Genomic DNA, 15,565 nt, shown 5'->3' with positions numbered 1-15,565 from the left:
GTTAAAACTTAGCGTTAATATTAAATCCTATACTTCTCATTGTAGGGGTTTGTAAGGCGTCTTTTCCTGAATCTGGATCTATGTTTTTAATTTTAGATGCCATCCACAAATTCGTCCCAATAAGAGAGAAGCTCAAGCTACTAAATGCTGTTTTCTCCAATTGCTTAGGTTGTAGTTGATAGGTTAAAGAAAGGTCTCTTAATTTGATAAAATCTTGTTTGTAGTAGTGATAATTCTTCTCTGCATTATTACTTGTCGTCTGCATAAATGCATTGTAATTTACAGCTACATCATTTGCTTCAAAAACGCGGGTATCACTTACAATATTCCCATTACTATCATACTCTACTTGTCCAGATACAACCTTTACTCCTTTTGCGATAAAGGTATTCAAGCCTTCGTTAGCATCGTCTCTAAACTGATTTACTGTACCTGGATCTACACCACCCCACCACATTTTCTGATTGGTTTGTGAAAACATCATACCTCCTAGTCGACCATCTAAAGTAAAACTCAATACAACATTTTTATATTTGAATGTATTGGTTAATCCAAAGGTCCAATCAGCATCTGAGTGACCAATAAAACGACTATACGGATCAGCTACGGGATATCCATTTTCATATATTACATTGCCTTCTTTATCATATTGGTACTTGCTAATATACATTCCATCAACGCGATCTCCTTTTTTAATGTATTTATCTGTCTGTGTACGCCCCTCTGCTAATTCAGTTAGATATTTTCTATACGTACTTAAATTTATTACTGTATTCCATTCGAAATCCTCATTCTTAATTGGCGTACCCTCCAAGACAATTTCTATTCCTTTTCTCTTAAACTCATCTCCATTTATTAGGTTGTTTTCATACCCTGTTCCCAAAGACAAAGGCATATATATAAGATTGTTGAAATCTTTGGTTTGATAATAAGCGATATCAAAACTAAAGCGATTTTTAAAGAATCTCATATAAGTACCTATTTCCCAAGTATCTGAAGTTTCTGGTTTTAAATTACTGGACAACAAAGAGTTTCCGAAATAAGTAGAAGGAATACCGTCCCAAGTAGTACCTTGTTCGTATCCTTGAATATGATTATAAGGATTGCTACCAATGCGACCTTCTGACACTCGTGCCCATGAACCTCTTACTTTGGCAAAATCAATCCAAGAAGGCATTGACACGATATTGGATACAACGATAGACGAAGCTACAGAGGGATAAAAGAATGAATTAGCAGCAGTTGGTAAAGTAGAAACCTTATCATTACGTCCTGTTAAAGACAAAAAGTACGTTTGATCGAATTCTAAATCCACAAATCCATAAAAACTGTTGATTCCCTCTTTCTCTTCTCTATTAGAAGAAATAATGGTTGGACCCGCATTATTAGCTAGACTGTAAAATCCTGCAATATTTAAACCATCTGTTGCACTGCTCAGTTTATTCCAATTTCTTCTGTATCGAGAATAAGCAACCTCTCCAGTTAGGCGTAATCTACTTGTAATATCGCGATCTACTCTAAACCCAAAGTCAGTTGTTATATCAAAATAACTCTCTCCTTCAATTGTATAATTACCTCTTGATTTAGCTCCATACCCAATATAACTTTTTGGTTCTTTATACGTTCTATCCAATCCGTAGTAGTTTATTCCTCCGAGAGATTTAAAACTAATGCCAGGTGCAAACTCATAATTGAGATTAAAATTACCGAATAGGTTATTTTTGTTATATCCTCTCAAATATTCGTAGGCTTGAAAATAAGGATTGTTATAATAGGAAATATTGTAATGTCTTTGTTGCACTCCTTCTTGTCCTGGTCTCCAATAGTTCTTTAAATCTCGTATATCTACATCTGTTCCCGTCCACAACAACAAATTGTACAAATAATTCGTTGGGCCATACCCCACTTCTGGGAAATTATCTGTAAACTGTCTGTTATAAGTCAGGTTAGATGAAACAGTAAACTTATCTGTTGGGGTTAGACTACCCCCAATAGCAAAGGAAGTATTATTTAAGTCTGTATTGGGAACAATCCCCTTTTGATATTGATTTGATAGTGAAAGACGAAAACTCGCTTTATTACTACCCCAATCAATACTTACATTATTGGATTGGATTAATCCAGTACGGAAAAAATTCTCAACGTTATTTTTTCCTCTTGACAAAAACGGTATAGGAATTAGCTGCCCTGTGGTAGGATCTATTTCGCTATTATATTGAGGTGTTTCGAAATAACCACTTGCTGTAGTGGGGTCTATTTGATCCAACTTTGGTCCCCATATCCAGCCTCCACCTTCTGTACCTCCACCTGTACCATCTATATAAGCGTATTTTCCTTGATTTCCATTTCCATACGTTGTTTGTCTATTTGGCACTCTTAAAAAAGACGTTTGAAACATCGTAGAATTATTCGCAGATACTGTTAATCGGCCTTCTTTTCCTTTTTTTGTTGTAATCATTATAGCACCACTTCTTCCTACTGAACCATATAGTGCAGAAGCCGTAGCCCCTTTTAAAACACTTATATTTTCAATATCATCGGAGTTAACTCGCCAAATATCTGCTGTTCGATCTGGAATACCATCGATCACAATCAACGGTTTTGCACCTCTTAAACTCACATCTGGATTTTGAAACAAATCCCCCGAATTCTTTATGTTAAGTCCTGCAACCTTTCCGGTTAAAGAACTAATTGCATTACTCTCTTTTACCTTCTCTAAATTTTTTCCATCAAAATCTTGAACAGCATAGCCCAGTGCTTGCTTCTCTTTTTTGATTCCTAATGCGGTAATTACAACTTCTCCAAGTCCTTGGCTTTCGGATTGTAAAGCAACCGTAAATACAGTTTGAACTCCTACCTTTACTACAGCATTTTTATAGCCGATATAACTAAACTCTAACTCACTGTGATCTAGGGTAACAATAGAAAAGTTTCCATCAACATCAGTCATTGTTCCTTCTGATGTTCCTTTGATGGCAACTGTTACGCCAATCAATGCTTCTCCTGTCGCTTGATCTTTTACAACCCCACTTCGTTGTATTTGCCCTATCAAGATACTTGGTAGGATAAGACAAAGTATTAAAACAATATTTTTCATATCCCTGCAATTACATTATCCAAGTATTCAACTGACCTACTGAAGATTTCAAGTAAACCTTATAGAATTCTCCTGAGTGATTTTTTAACTTTTTTGTCCACTTTTTATCCTTTAGGTTTACTTTTCCTAATAAAACAAAAGTATCTTCTCCTCCTTGCTTTTTATTATTTGAAGAGGCTCCCCAAATTTCGGCTGTTTCTTCGCCATCCAATTGGCTTGCTTCCCAAGTTAAGGTTAAGTTATTTCGCTTAATATCACCCTTTAGGTTGGCAATTTTCACTGCATCAAACATAGAATTACCGTCCCACTCTCTTTCCACTTCTATCGGAGCTTTTAATCCCAAATAATCGATGACTGAAGGTGCAATATCAACAATAGAAGGCGTAAAATTTGTGGTCTTATTTTTCCAATCTTTCTGATTAGATAAGATCCAAATACTGCGCTCTCTATCCGATTGCCCTCCATGTCCTTTTCCATCACTTGCTGTACGTCCATGATCCGTAGTCACCACAAACAACCAATCTTCATTGAACTCTTTTTCTCTTTGTACTACTGATTCATATATTTTTCCAATTAATGCATCTTCATAGGTAATTGCATTGTACAATTGCGCTCCATCTCCATAGCGATGCCCCATATCGTCAGTGTATTGCAAATACACCCATGACAGATCTGGTCCGTGTTTTAAAATATATTCAGCAGCACGATTCGCAATTGCACCATCTATCTCTTTAATATACTCGCTATTATTGTCGTGGGGATATCGTTGTTTGTCTATTTCAAAACCATCAAAAGCATAATCTACTTCCACTTTATTTGTTTCTTCTAAACCTTCACCTATTAACTTAGTTCGATTGTCTAACCAAGTAGAAAAAACAGCTGTTTTTAAGGTAGGTTGCAGTTGTTTTACAAGTTGAAATAGCGTGGGATAGTTATAGTTTGGAGCATCAATATTATTATCTGGCACATTGTGTTTATTTACCCAAGTCCCTGTTAGCAAACTATTGTATCCTACTGCAGATATTGTAGGAGTCTGAGTATAGGTGTCTTTTCCTCCGCCTATATAAGCAGGTAGTAAACTTCCTTTTTCCGCTATCTTATCCAGAGAAGGAGTAGCTGTTTTAGCAAGCATATCGTATGCTATTCCATCTACAATAATAAATACCACCTTTTTTGTAGGTGTTTCTTTTGCCATAATTTGTCCAGTCAAAAGCAAAGCAAAACAGACTATAAGCTGTTTGAAATAAAAATTGTTCATTTGTTTTGATTTATTTTTATCCAAAAGTAGATACATTACACTCCAAACACTTTAACTAAACATTATCTATCATTTAACTAATCACCATGGCAATATCACCCCAACATTAACTAAGATAACTTTCGCTTTACCTTAACTTACTCCGCGATAAGATTGGACTCCGAGCCAATACATCGGCTGCGATCTACATCATCTTCAACAAAAGTGAATAGTGTCGAATTAATAAATAATAACACTTTACCTTGTATTAATTTATTTGACAACATTCAAAATGCAGTTTATTTTTTGATGTTTATTTTTTCTATATTTGATTTATATCGAAACTTTAATGCTATTGTTAAAGCATTAAAATTTCCAATTTACATCCCAAAATATCCCTTCAAAAAAACACATGAGAAAACGACTATTCTTATTTTGCCTATTGGCTTTTGCTCAGTTTTCAATTGCACAAGAAATCATGCAGTTCAAAGTAAGCAAGCCCTATTGTGTATATAATTTCTTGGAAACAATGACCACTCAGCAGGGAGTTTCCCCTAATTTAAGAGAGTATATTGTACCAAACATCGCAAAGGACAGCAGTTTTCGACAGCTTTGTATTGATTTTCAAAATTTAAAACTGAATCACCACTATCAATTGGAGGGGTATCCAGCAAATAGAAAATCATTTCGTTCAACCCAGGATTTACTCATTATCGCTTTAGTCAATGCCCATACGATAGACGATTTTAAACAGAGGTCGATTGGGATTTTACCTCATAGTGAACAGCAGAAATTGGTCACGCTTCTTAAACAAGCAGAAACGTATTACGATGTTTTAATCTGGGATGATTATGAGGAAAATATAATGGAACAACGAAAAAAATTAGAAACATACGTTCCACAAGCATCGGAAATATTTAATAAAATTCGACATTTTTATCGTTCCACATGGACGGCAGATATTCCTTTCCTCGTGAGTCTTTACCCCATTCCTGGACAAAAGGGAATTTCAACCGCTACCCCACATGCCAATAGTCTTTGTATTGGTGTTTTGACGAATGATACCCGAGGTGTCGAACGAATGGGCGTTGTTTTTCACGAAATGTGTCATGTGCTATTTAATGAGCAAACGCCAGAATTTCAGCAGCAACTCGATCAGTGGTTCGAAGCAAATACCTCTCCATACAAGCAGTATGCCTATAACTTTTTTGATGAAGCCTTAGCTACAGCCATAGGAAATGGGTGGGTACATAAAAACATCAGTGGTAGCTTACTTACAAAAGATTGGTACAACAACGAATACATCGATGGATTTGCAAAGGAACTTTACCCATCTGTTGAGGAATACTTCGCCAAACAACAGCCGATAGATCAACCTTTTATTGATCATGCTATTGCTTTATTTGCCGCAAAATTTCCCGATATGCGAACAGATTATAGCGTTCTTCTCAATCGAGTTTCCATTTACAATGATGCCGAAACTAATATAGAACGAACAGAAATAAGACAAGCTTTTGGGAAATATTTTCAACTGACGCACAGCAGTTTATCCTCCCCCATTTTAGCTCCACAAAATTTGGAGTCCCTACAAAGTAGCCCTCAAACACAATTGATTATTATTGACAAAAATCATCAAGAAACACTGAATGCTATAAAAGAATTATTTCCGCAATTATCAAAGATAACGGCTAGTGATTTAACCAATCATACACTTCTAAGTTTTTACGATCATTTGAATAGACCTATTATTATTTTATATGTCATCAATGAACAGGGAATGGAAACACTTGTGCAACAAATGAAAGCACTCCATTTTTTTGACACAAAGAAAATCATCCAGTACAAAGTAGACTAATGGATTGTATTCTTCTAATACCCTAATCTTCACCATCCGAAAAAGAACAGCTAGTCATCTAACTTTCATTTCCTCCGTCTTGGTAGGTGTTGTTCACTAAATTGGTCATTTTCAATTAATCCTAGGTATAGTTTTTATTTATCGTTATTTTTACGAAAAATGCACGAAAATAAAAATTAGCACGAAAAAGAATGACTACTCCAGAATTTGAACTTTCGAATGAACAACGTGCCTATTTAGGGCTTGAACTGGTTGAGGCCCATTGGGAACGCGTATCCTTGTTTAACAAATACTATTACTTTGAGGGAGACACGATACGCAAAGAAATAAGCGTGGGCGAACAAGGCTATACTGAGCGCAGCCTCTGTGAAAAAACAGCAGAGAACAGAAGTATACTCTTACCTAAAACGGGCAAGGGCAAGAGTAAAAAACTCAATTTTACTGCTTCTCAATCTTTTAAGGGGATTGGTGTTTATTTTTCCTTTTGGAATGAATACCTAACGCTGTCGAATTATACCACACAGACCTCGTTTTACAGTGAACAATTGCCCAATCATAAGCTAGAAGACCTGCCGTTGTGGTTAGATCAATGGATAGCCGCTACTACCCCTCAAGAGTTAGAGGCGATTACGCAATTTAGCCAAGCCCAGCGACAACACTGTAAGTATGCTGAGGGCGACTTTTTTGCTTTCAAGACAGGAAGAAACCAATGGGGATTTGGACGTATCCTCCTCGATGTTCAAAAGCAGATTAAAACCAATAAAATAAAGCGAAACGAACACTTTGGGTTGACCAATCTCATGGGAAAATGCCTTCTTGTCAAAGTATACCACAAAATAAGCGATACCCAAAACGTAGATTTACAAGCACTTGCTCAAACACCTGCGCTACCTTCTCAAATCATCATGGACAACCATTTTTATTATGGAGAAAATCCCATAATTGGTCATCTTCCCTTGCAACCACAAGAATATGACATGCTCATTTCTTATAGTAAAAGCATCAGCAGTGACTCCCCTTCTATGGTCTACTTACAATATGGGATGTTGTTTCGCACTCTAGATATACAAGTGTTTGACCGCTATCTCCTACATGAAGATGACAGCCTTTATTTGGGCTATGAAGAAAATCCGTATCGCAAAGAAGATGCTGGCTTTGGTTTGGATACTGATAGCCTTGTGGAATGTATCAAGACAAAATCGAATCTTCCGTACTGGCAGAGCAAAGCTGCATTCTACAACACCCGATTTGACCTAAGAAATCCAGCCAACCTTGCTATAAAAAGAGAAATATTTAAGGCTTTTGGCTTAGATGGGGATAAAACTTATATGGAAAATTTACAACTGACTGAAAACTAATACTTAAAATATATAATATAAAGTAAATCGCTATAAAAATTAGCCTTATAAACGCGGAACGAGAATCAAAACTATTGAAGTACATTTTATCTTGATTGAACTCAAAATAAGCATTAGCTGTACTACTAAGCTTCTAATGTGGCTAAGTGGTTGTGTTTGCAATTTTATAGCAAACCAAAATCTGGATCTATTTTGTTACCGATACCCAATCAATAAAATCACATAAGTCAAGCAGTTCTTCTTGTTTTAGTCGAACTACGGTATTAGCACTACCACCTGCTGGATAGAGCACTTGATGCTTTTGTAAAGATTTATCTAAGTAGATTTTGGTTGACTCTTTTACCTTAAAAGGGCAGACTCCCCCTACTCGATGACCTACTAGTTCTTCTACATCTTCGTATTTAAGCATCTTGGCTTTGACACCAAAAGTGTCTTTAAAAGCTTTATTATCAATCTTACTATTTCCTGAAGCAACAACAAGAATAGCAGTTCCCTCTTCTGGGGCATAAAGTGTTATACTCTTTGCTATTTGGTCACCTTCACAACCAATCGCAATTGCAGCTTCACCCACAGTAGCTGTACTTTGTTCAAATTCAATAAAACGATCTTCAAAACCCTTGCTTTTTAGATAGTCTTTTACTTTTAAATGGTTCATAATACGTAATCTTGGTTTTTAAAAATATGAATTATAATGCAATTGACAAGTTTTAATGGTGAAGACTTGTTTTCTCCGCAAGCCCAATAATCCTTTTTATTTCAATAATAAGCGCTGAGATCGATACGCTTAGCGATACACCCATTACATGAAAACAAAGTTTATAACCCCTTCTTTCCTTCTAACCAATAACCTTGAAAACAGATTTTTCCCCCCTTCTTCGCTTTTAGGGTTTTTCTTATTTGTTGTACGCTATTAACATTACCAGTGAGAATAAAATTGGCGTTTACCCAACTCGGATCTTCAAATAATGACAGGCTCTCCATCCATGTAGGCTCTTTACATGCATTATTTTTTGGCACAATCGTAAAGTTTTCTAATCCCAAGCGCTGTGGTACTTCTTCATTAGAAGCGTTTAATTCAAAGTAAAAATGAAAGCGCTGCTTGTTTTCTTTAAAAAGAGGAAGTAAGAAACACGCCAATCCCAAAGAGGTTTCATCGCCAAAAAACAGCTGTTGTTCAACAAAAGATTCATAGAGTCTTTTGCCACGAGGTAATGAGATAAATAGTTCATCTCCAACTTGCAAAGAAGCAATAAGATCACTGCCTACACCGTTGCCGTGAAGCGTAAAAATCATGTCAAAGGTAGACTCCTCTATATTGTATGTTGCAACGGAATAATTCCTAAAATCTGTATCGTTGATTCGAATAACATTCGCATAGCCTGCTTGAAAATTCCATTTGGAGATGTCTCCTTTAAATCGGATTTGCTTAATTGCTGTACTTAAATAGATTATTTCTACAATTTTCATATTGGGACGTAGTGCATTTCCAAAGAGACTACTTACCCATTTTGGTAGGGTTGAAATCATAATATTACGTTGTTTATTCGCTCTTTCTTTTACAAATACAAAGCAATAACAGCGTACTCTCCTATCCAAGACCAAACTAATGGATGTATTGGACTAATCACTGTTTTTATGTTGAGTTAATAGGAGGATTTACTGCCCTACCTTTATGTGTTGCAGCAATGTGATATACCGCTATTATTTCTCAGAAGCAGATCCTATTTTTACACCCTAAGCTTCTCCTAAATATCTTTAACTATCCATACTTTACTTTGCTACTGCCTATTGTTTTGTCTGCCTTAATTCAAAACAAAGTCTCAGCAGAGCACATAAAAAAAAAGAGGCTGTCTAAAAAGGCCGAAAAACAAGATCCCGACTTTTAAAGACGGGATTTTTTTTATCCCGATCAGACAGTTTTATGTTTTTAGATGAATTTAGACGAAAAAGAAGTATTTAGTTTCCTGCTCTACATCGGTAAATGGTTGGGTTTTGTTCGAGTCTGCTTCGAGTCAGCTTCGGTAAATCGGGGTTAAACCCCCGTAAATACGAAGGTTTGTCGAAGAAGACCCGAACAAAACTAAAACAAAACCAAATAAACAACTGAATAACAGCTGTTTGTGTTGTTTGTTGAAGGAAAAACAAACCCTTTTGTGCTTTTTTTTTCCATCTAATGGAAAAACACGAAAGAGGATAGTTTAGGTTAATTTCGACAGATGTAGTTTTGTAGCGTATTCGTGTAGAAGGTGTATAGAACAAAACGATTGTAAAAAAATAGTAATCCCCACGATGGGAGTCTAACATTCGCTTTATTTGCAAGAATTTTTAATCAAAGAAAAAAATACTGTTTTATAAAAAAACAAGAGGGTGACCTTTTGGGACACCCTCTTTTAAATAGAGGTTACAACTCGCTTATTTTTTTGTTAACTCAAATTGAATAAAGGTTGTTCCTTTTGGCCAGCCTTGTTTTTCTACGGCAGCTTCTGTTTGTATATTCAAATCTAATACCACCATTTTTTTTGCTTGCATAGAAATAATTTCTTCTTGAAAAACCACTAACATATCACCATCCGCATAGGTATAGTTAATCTTATTTCCAACAATATCGAATTCTTCTTGTAAACGCTCCGTCACACAAGTGGCCGCATGGTTTTTATAACTAAAAATATTCGTAACAGAACCTTTGGCATATACTCGTTTATCAACACCACAACCCTCATGATCTGGGGCTGCTACTTGGCCAATTACCTTCCTGTTTTTGTCTAAATAGAAGATCTTTGACTTCTGCCAAGTCCCTTGAATTGTCTCTTGGTAGTTTGGATTGATAGGTCTTGAATTGTTGTCGTCACCTGAACACGCTAGAGTGCCTACTGCCATAATCCCTATGGCTACTACTAAATAAATCTTTTTTATCATCTTAATTAAATTTTTATTGAAAATAAAAATATACAATTACCATTATAATCACATAAAGAATGGTATATTTATAATTATTACACAAAAACAAAAAGATAAAACTAAAATTTACACCATATACCAACCTTTTTAATTGCAGCTGTAAAATGCTAGCATACTAAAGTATATCTACAAACAGAGGTGCTATTCACTCTACTTTTTGCTTATGTCAAGGCCTTTATATGATGCTACCTAGGTGGCAGAAGTACACCTTTTTATTTTTTAAATTATACTTAAAATACCTCGTCCTTGGACAAATTAGCTGTCGATTATTGTAACTTTGTTGGCTAAATAGCTCCCCAATCGTTCAGCCTTGTGTTTTCTTCGTTTGGGTGATTGAGACCTATCAATAAAATGAAGAAAGAAAAAGGAGACAAAGAACAGCTACATTGGACGGCGTGTAAAGCCTGTCATGGGCTAGGAAAGAAAAACAAAGGAAGGCGAAAAAAAGCAAAGTACAGCAAGGAATTGTCTGTAGCAGCCGAGGAGAGAGCTATTGTTCATTACTCCCCTTGTTCGAAGTGTGGTGGGTCTGGTATTGTGCCTGCTACTTCCCCTCCTATTCCAGATGAACAATACCCTCATCTAGCTATTATCGGCGGTGGCATTGGCGGTATCGCCTTAGCCGTTGCTTGTTTACACCGCGGAATCCCCTTTACCCTCTATGAACGAGATCAACACCTGAATGCTCGTGCTCAAGGCTATGGACTGACCTTACAACAAGCGGGTAAAGTAATGAAAGACTTTGGACTTTTATCTTTAGATGATCAAGTTATTTCTACCAAGCACGTAGTTCATCAAACCGATGGTAAAGTGCTTGGCGAATGGGGCCTTCGAAAATGGCAGCAGGAAAATCAAACCACTCCAAAAAAGAGAAGTAATTTTCACATCCCGCGTCAATCGCTACGCTCAGCATTGTTCCAACAATTGGGCCAACAGCAAGCTGTAGAATGGGGCCATCAGTTGATCGACTATACGCCTCTGAATACGGAGGAGATTGAACTGACTTTTCTAGTGAATGGCCACATCAAAAAAGAGCGAACCAATCTTTTGGTTGGAGCAGATGGGATTCGAAGTACCGTTCGAAAACTAAGCCTGGGCGAAGAAGTAGCCCCTTTACACTATTTGGGGTGTATGGTTATTTTGGGAATCTGTCCTTTGGCTGCCATACAAGAAGAAACAACAAGTGAATTACTCGATTCAGCCACTGTCTTTCAAACAGCCAATGGAGAAGAACGCATCTATATTATGCCATATACGGCAGATTCCATTATGTGGCAACTGAGCTTCCCTATGGACGAAAATGAAGCTATCGCCTTAGCAGCACAAGGCAAAGAGGCATTGTATGAAGAAGCTTGTCGCAGAACGCCCTGGCACAATCCTATTCCTTCAATTGTAAAAGTTACTGCACCTGCCCTAATTTCAGGCTATCCCGTATATGATCGGGAAGTTGTTGATCCTGCCAATTGGAAAGAAATGAATGCTGTGACACTACTTGGTGATGCAGCCCATCCCATGAGCCCTTTTAAAGGACAAGGAGCCAACCAAGCCTTGTTAGATGCCTTACTCTTAGCGCGATTGATCGTCAAAGGATGTACCCATACCCCATGGAGAGAAAAAGGACTAAAAACTAGTGTACTGCATGAATTTGAATCCCTGATGCTTGAGAGAAGTGCTGCAAAAGTTAAAGGCTCAGCTCAAGCTGCTCAGCTGCTCCACTCTACCCTTGTTTTAAAAGAATGCAATCAACCTAGAGGAACACTCGTAAACTATATTTCTTAATAAAGAATATATATTTGTTTGTATTTTTTAACAGTAATTACATATATTCTGTACATATAAATAAAATTATATAAATATGATTAAATCATATAGTTAATTATATAACTTTACTTTGCAATTCAAAATCTCATCTACAAATAAAAATGTTGTTGATGCGTTGTCGTTCTATATTTTAAAGACCAATAACAATCGCTTCCGATAAAACCTTGGGGTGCCTCCAAAGGGAATGGGTTGACGAGAATAGAAGAAATAAAGGTTGTATAGGGCTACCATACTACAAGTGAGGTAATTGTGCTAGTGACATTAGTTTGCGTTCATTAGCTTGCTCTATTAGCTATACATTTAATAGAATGCATGAGGTAGCCGTATAGAAGATTGGAGGGTGTCCCTAGTGGGCATCCTCTTTCTTTTTAGCTGTAGGTAGATCATTATTTAGGTTGCCCTGCTTTTTTCTTTTTCAATGGTGAACGAAAATAAAGAAAGGCTTCTTTATTTTCAAGAAAACGCCTGCGCAAGCAGGCCTTATTTTTTATGATGGACCTAGACGATTTACGATAAGAAAATTATTGAACTACTTGAGGAGCATACTGTACATTATTTGTTTGCATAGCTGAAGCTACTTCAAATCCACCTATCTTTGTAGGCAATTTTTACATTATACTATTTGCCCCAAATCATGGATTATATTTTTTTTTACTTGGCGCTTTCCCTTATCATCATGCACGAAATCGACGCCGTCCGTTGCAAGGAATGGAGAATATTTCCCGGACTAGCTTCTCTGGGTGATAAAGTAGGATATATTGTTTTTCTTTTTGGACATTTACCCCTCTTTGTTTGGGCGCTATGGTATTTAAATCAAAGTGAAAATCCAGACAATTTTATCATAGGATTTAGTCTGTTCTGTATTTTACACATCGGGCTTCACCTTTTGTTTTACAAGCACAAATACAATGAATTTAAAGATTGGATCTCCTGGTCTTTAATAGTGGGCGCTGGATTGGCAGGACTATTCCAATTAATTTGGATGAGCAGTTGCTAATGGCCTTTTTTATACACTTTTATTAGACTTTGAGCATGAAAACAATCTAATCAGCACGATTTAAACGCATGCGCATGGAGTGACTAAATGGCTCTAGGCCCATTCGTTTGTATAATTCTATTGCCTTTTGATTTGTGGATAGCACGTTAAGTTCAAAATAGTCAACCTTATTTTCTTGTCCCCATTCCTTAACTCTTTCTATGAGTTTAGTACCAAAGCCTTTGCCTTGAATTCTTGGGTTAACCACTAAATCCATGAGGTATACACAGCGTTGTTGTACAAAACAATTGTAGGGTGGACTATTTTGCAATTGAGCAATCGCAAATCCTTGGATTTGACCCTCTTTTTCTGCTACAAATATTGAGAAATCATTTTCTCCAAGAATAACACTTCTTATAAATGATTCGTCTTGTTTAGCTTCTTTCATATAGTTTGGCTCTAAATCGGCCATTGAGCTAAACAGCATTTCGTATAATTCTTGGACTTGTGTTAAATCTTGTATATCAGCTTTTCTAATCATATTTAGTATTAATTTGACCAAACTCACTTGGTTTTTACTTCCCACAATTCGTGTGGCCCATAGATGACATTCAAGGTTTAGAAACTACTTTGCTAAACCACCACCCTCATTTAAAAACGGATTACTATCCTTATCGTGATTAATCCACAGTAAACGGGACGTATCATACCCTATTTCTTGCGCAATAGCTAGATACTCTTCTTTTACAGCAGTGGGAATCGTCTTTTCTCTTGATAAAATCCACAGATAGTCTAGGTTTTTTCCCGCAATTAATGCATAATTGTAGTCTGCATCTAAGGCAACAATTGTATAACCCGAATAAAACGGACCAAAAAAGCTCACTTTTAGCGCCCCTTGGGTGTTATCTCCTCGAAACTTAGCCTTGCCTTCTGCCTTTTTCCACTCTTTTTCTTTGGTGTGAAAACCGCTATTCAACACGAGTACATCCCCGTTTGCATCTAAGCTATATTGGGCTGAAGTATTGTCTAAATCCTTTTCAAAACGAAAGTCAAAACGCGCAATTTCATACCATGTACCCAAATAGCGATTAACGTCAAAATCTGTAACAGCTTTCGCCTTTTCTGGCATGTCCTTCGTATTACACGATACAAATGCAAAAAGTAAAGCAAATACAATACTAATTCGATATAAAGTTTGTTTTTTCATGAATTTGTGTTTCTTTCAAAGATACATAATCGAAGCTACAAGCACTATATTATTTAGATTTATTTTAAATAATACAACTAAGTTCATTATGTGGGTGGGTTGTTATTTCTTACGTTGGCTTTCATACAGATCAATCCATTGCTGTACGCTCATTTTTTGCATTAGTTCGCCTATGAGTGCGTAAGGAATCTCTTCTAGTTTTTTGAATCGAATACAACTTTTCCCCATGTCTAATTTTTGCTTGCTGTGTTTGGGATATTCAGTGATAAACCACTCCAATAAAGCAGGATCTGAATAAATGCCCATATGGTAAAAATTAACCGAGTTCTTCTGAGAGGCTAATCCAGCAAAAGGCAAGGGTTCCACAGGCTTGCAGTGATAGCCCTGGGGATATAGCCGATGAGGAACGACATAGCCCAATCCACCGTAGCTTATTGCGGCTTCAAAGCCCTCGGGTAGGTGTTCTACAATGGTTTGGTGTAATTTTCTAAAAGCCACTGCTCGTTCTGCAGGTATGCGCTCTAAAATTTCTTCTACGGTAGTTCCTTCTGCTTTCATCGTTTATTCTAAGCGTTATAGATTGATTTGTAAATAATAACTGTATGTTACGGAATGATTTTTTCTATTTTTTTTCCTTTGGCCAAATCGTCGACTAACTTATCGAGATAGCGGATCTTTTTTGTCAGTGGATTTTGAATTTCCTCAATCCTGTATCCACAAATGACACCTTTGATCGCTTGGGCTTTCGGATTGAGTGTTGCCCTATCGAAAAAGGTTTCAAAAGTAACCCCCTCGGCAATGAGTTGCTCTACTTGTTTTTGATTAAAACCAGTAAGCCATTCAATTACTTGATGAAGCTCCGTTACTGTGCGCCCTTTGCTTTCCACTTTTGTTACGTAATGCGGATATACAGAGGCAAATACAAGCCTAGCCATGCGATCATTGTGTTGTTCTGTTTCTTTCATTCGCTTTTTTTAGGTCAAAAAAATAAGTAAATCCCAGAGAAATAGCCCCCTACAATCGTCCTTTAACCATCGCTTTTCCTACACCCTAATA

Annotated in this window: 13 protein-coding genes; 4 read left to right on the top strand and 9 right to left on the bottom strand. The window is 36.7% G+C overall.

Features of this window, described 5'->3' with window-relative positions; all coding sequences use genetic code 11:
• Position 1: 1 nt before the first annotated feature.
• Together HX062_RS07165 and HX062_RS07160 are read right to left on the bottom strand one after the other, a co-directional pair.
• On the bottom strand, positions 2 to 3,097 hold the full coding sequence (locus tag HX062_RS07165; protein ID WP_286466940.1) for a SusC/RagA family TonB-linked outer membrane protein: 3,096 nt from the start codon (positions 3,095 to 3,097) through the stop codon (positions 2 to 4).
• A 10-nt stretch (positions 3,098 to 3,107) separates the two neighbouring features.
• The gene (locus HX062_RS07160) at positions 3,108 to 4,292 is read right to left on the bottom strand and encodes an alkaline phosphatase family protein (RefSeq protein ID WP_286466938.1); all 1,185 of its coding nucleotides are present in this window, start codon (positions 4,290 to 4,292) and stop codon (positions 3,108 to 3,110) included.
• 454 nt (positions 4,293 to 4,746) lie between these two features.
• Between HX062_RS07160 and HX062_RS07155 the strand changes: the two genes are divergently transcribed.
• Together HX062_RS07155 and HX062_RS07150 are read left to right on the top strand one after the other, a co-directional pair.
• Positions 4,747 to 6,189, top strand: coding sequence for a hypothetical protein (locus HX062_RS07155; protein ID WP_286466937.1), 1,443 nt, complete (start codon positions 4,747 to 4,749; stop codon positions 6,187 to 6,189).
• Between the two features lie 191 nt (positions 6,190 to 6,380).
• Positions 6,381 to 7,547 (top strand): immunity 26/phosphotriesterase HocA family protein, encoded by a 1,167-nt coding sequence (locus HX062_RS07150; protein ID WP_286466936.1) that lies wholly within the window; start codon positions 6,381 to 6,383, stop codon positions 7,545 to 7,547.
• 187 nt (positions 7,548 to 7,734) lie between these two features.
• Here HX062_RS07150 and HX062_RS07145 read toward each other — a convergent pair whose 3' ends face one another.
• The 3 genes from HX062_RS07145 to HX062_RS07135 all read right to left on the bottom strand — a co-directional run bounded on the left by HX062_RS07145 (position 7,735) and on the right by HX062_RS07135 (position 10,463).
• The gene (locus tag HX062_RS07145; protein WP_286466935.1) at positions 7,735 to 8,202 is read right to left on the bottom strand and encodes a YbaK/EbsC family protein; all 468 of its coding nucleotides are present in this window, start codon (positions 8,200 to 8,202) and stop codon (positions 7,735 to 7,737) included.
• A gap of 161 nt (positions 8,203 to 8,363) precedes the next feature.
• Positions 8,364 to 9,074 carry a siderophore-interacting protein gene (locus HX062_RS07140; RefSeq protein ID WP_286466934.1) on the bottom strand — a complete coding sequence of 237 codons (711 nt, stop codon included), beginning with the start codon at positions 9,072 to 9,074 and terminating at the stop codon, positions 8,364 to 8,366.
• Positions 9,075 to 9,959: 885 nt separating this feature from the next.
• The gene (locus HX062_RS07135; RefSeq protein WP_286466932.1) at positions 9,960 to 10,463 is read right to left on the bottom strand and encodes a hypothetical protein; all 504 of its coding nucleotides are present in this window, start codon (positions 10,461 to 10,463) and stop codon (positions 9,960 to 9,962) included.
• 393 nt (positions 10,464 to 10,856) lie between these two features.
• Here HX062_RS07135 and HX062_RS07130 point away from each other — a divergent pair, with 393 nt between their 5' ends.
• A complete protein-coding gene (locus tag HX062_RS07130) occupies positions 10,857 to 12,284 on the top strand; it encodes an FAD-dependent oxidoreductase (RefSeq protein WP_286466930.1) in 1,428 nt (475 codons plus the stop codon).
• A gap of 676 nt (positions 12,285 to 12,960) precedes the next feature.
• Positions 12,961 to 13,323 (top strand): DUF6713 family protein, encoded by a 363-nt coding sequence (locus HX062_RS07125; RefSeq protein ID WP_286466928.1) that lies wholly within the window; start codon positions 12,961 to 12,963, stop codon positions 13,321 to 13,323.
• A 46-nt stretch (positions 13,324 to 13,369) separates the two neighbouring features.
• Here the strand turns inward: HX062_RS07125 and HX062_RS07120 are convergent, their stop codons facing one another.
• From HX062_RS07120 to HX062_RS07105, 4 genes are all read right to left on the bottom strand, one after another.
• Positions 13,370 to 13,843 (bottom strand): GNAT family N-acetyltransferase, encoded by a 474-nt coding sequence (locus tag HX062_RS07120; RefSeq protein WP_286466927.1) that lies wholly within the window; start codon positions 13,841 to 13,843, stop codon positions 13,370 to 13,372.
• An 84-nt stretch (positions 13,844 to 13,927) separates the two neighbouring features.
• Positions 13,928 to 14,509 carry a lipocalin family protein gene (locus HX062_RS07115; RefSeq protein ID WP_182627572.1) on the bottom strand — a complete coding sequence of 194 codons (582 nt, stop codon included), beginning with the start codon at positions 14,507 to 14,509 and terminating at the stop codon, positions 13,928 to 13,930.
• 102 nt (positions 14,510 to 14,611) lie between these two features.
• A complete protein-coding gene (locus HX062_RS07110; RefSeq protein WP_182627570.1) occupies positions 14,612 to 15,067 on the bottom strand; it encodes a DUF1801 domain-containing protein in 456 nt (151 codons plus the stop codon).
• Positions 15,068 to 15,114: 47 nt separating this feature from the next.
• Complete coding sequence (locus tag HX062_RS07105; RefSeq protein ID WP_182627568.1) at positions 15,115 to 15,474, bottom strand: DUF2200 domain-containing protein; 360 nt, start codon at positions 15,472 to 15,474, stop codon at positions 15,115 to 15,117.
• Positions 15,475 to 15,565: the final 91 nt, after the last annotated feature.

It is taken from the genome of Myroides sp. DF42-4-2 (assembly GCF_030326445.1).
GTDB lineage: Bacteria > Bacteroidota > Bacteroidia > Flavobacteriales > Flavobacteriaceae > Flavobacterium.
This window is presented reverse-complemented; position numbering and strand designations above follow the sequence as displayed.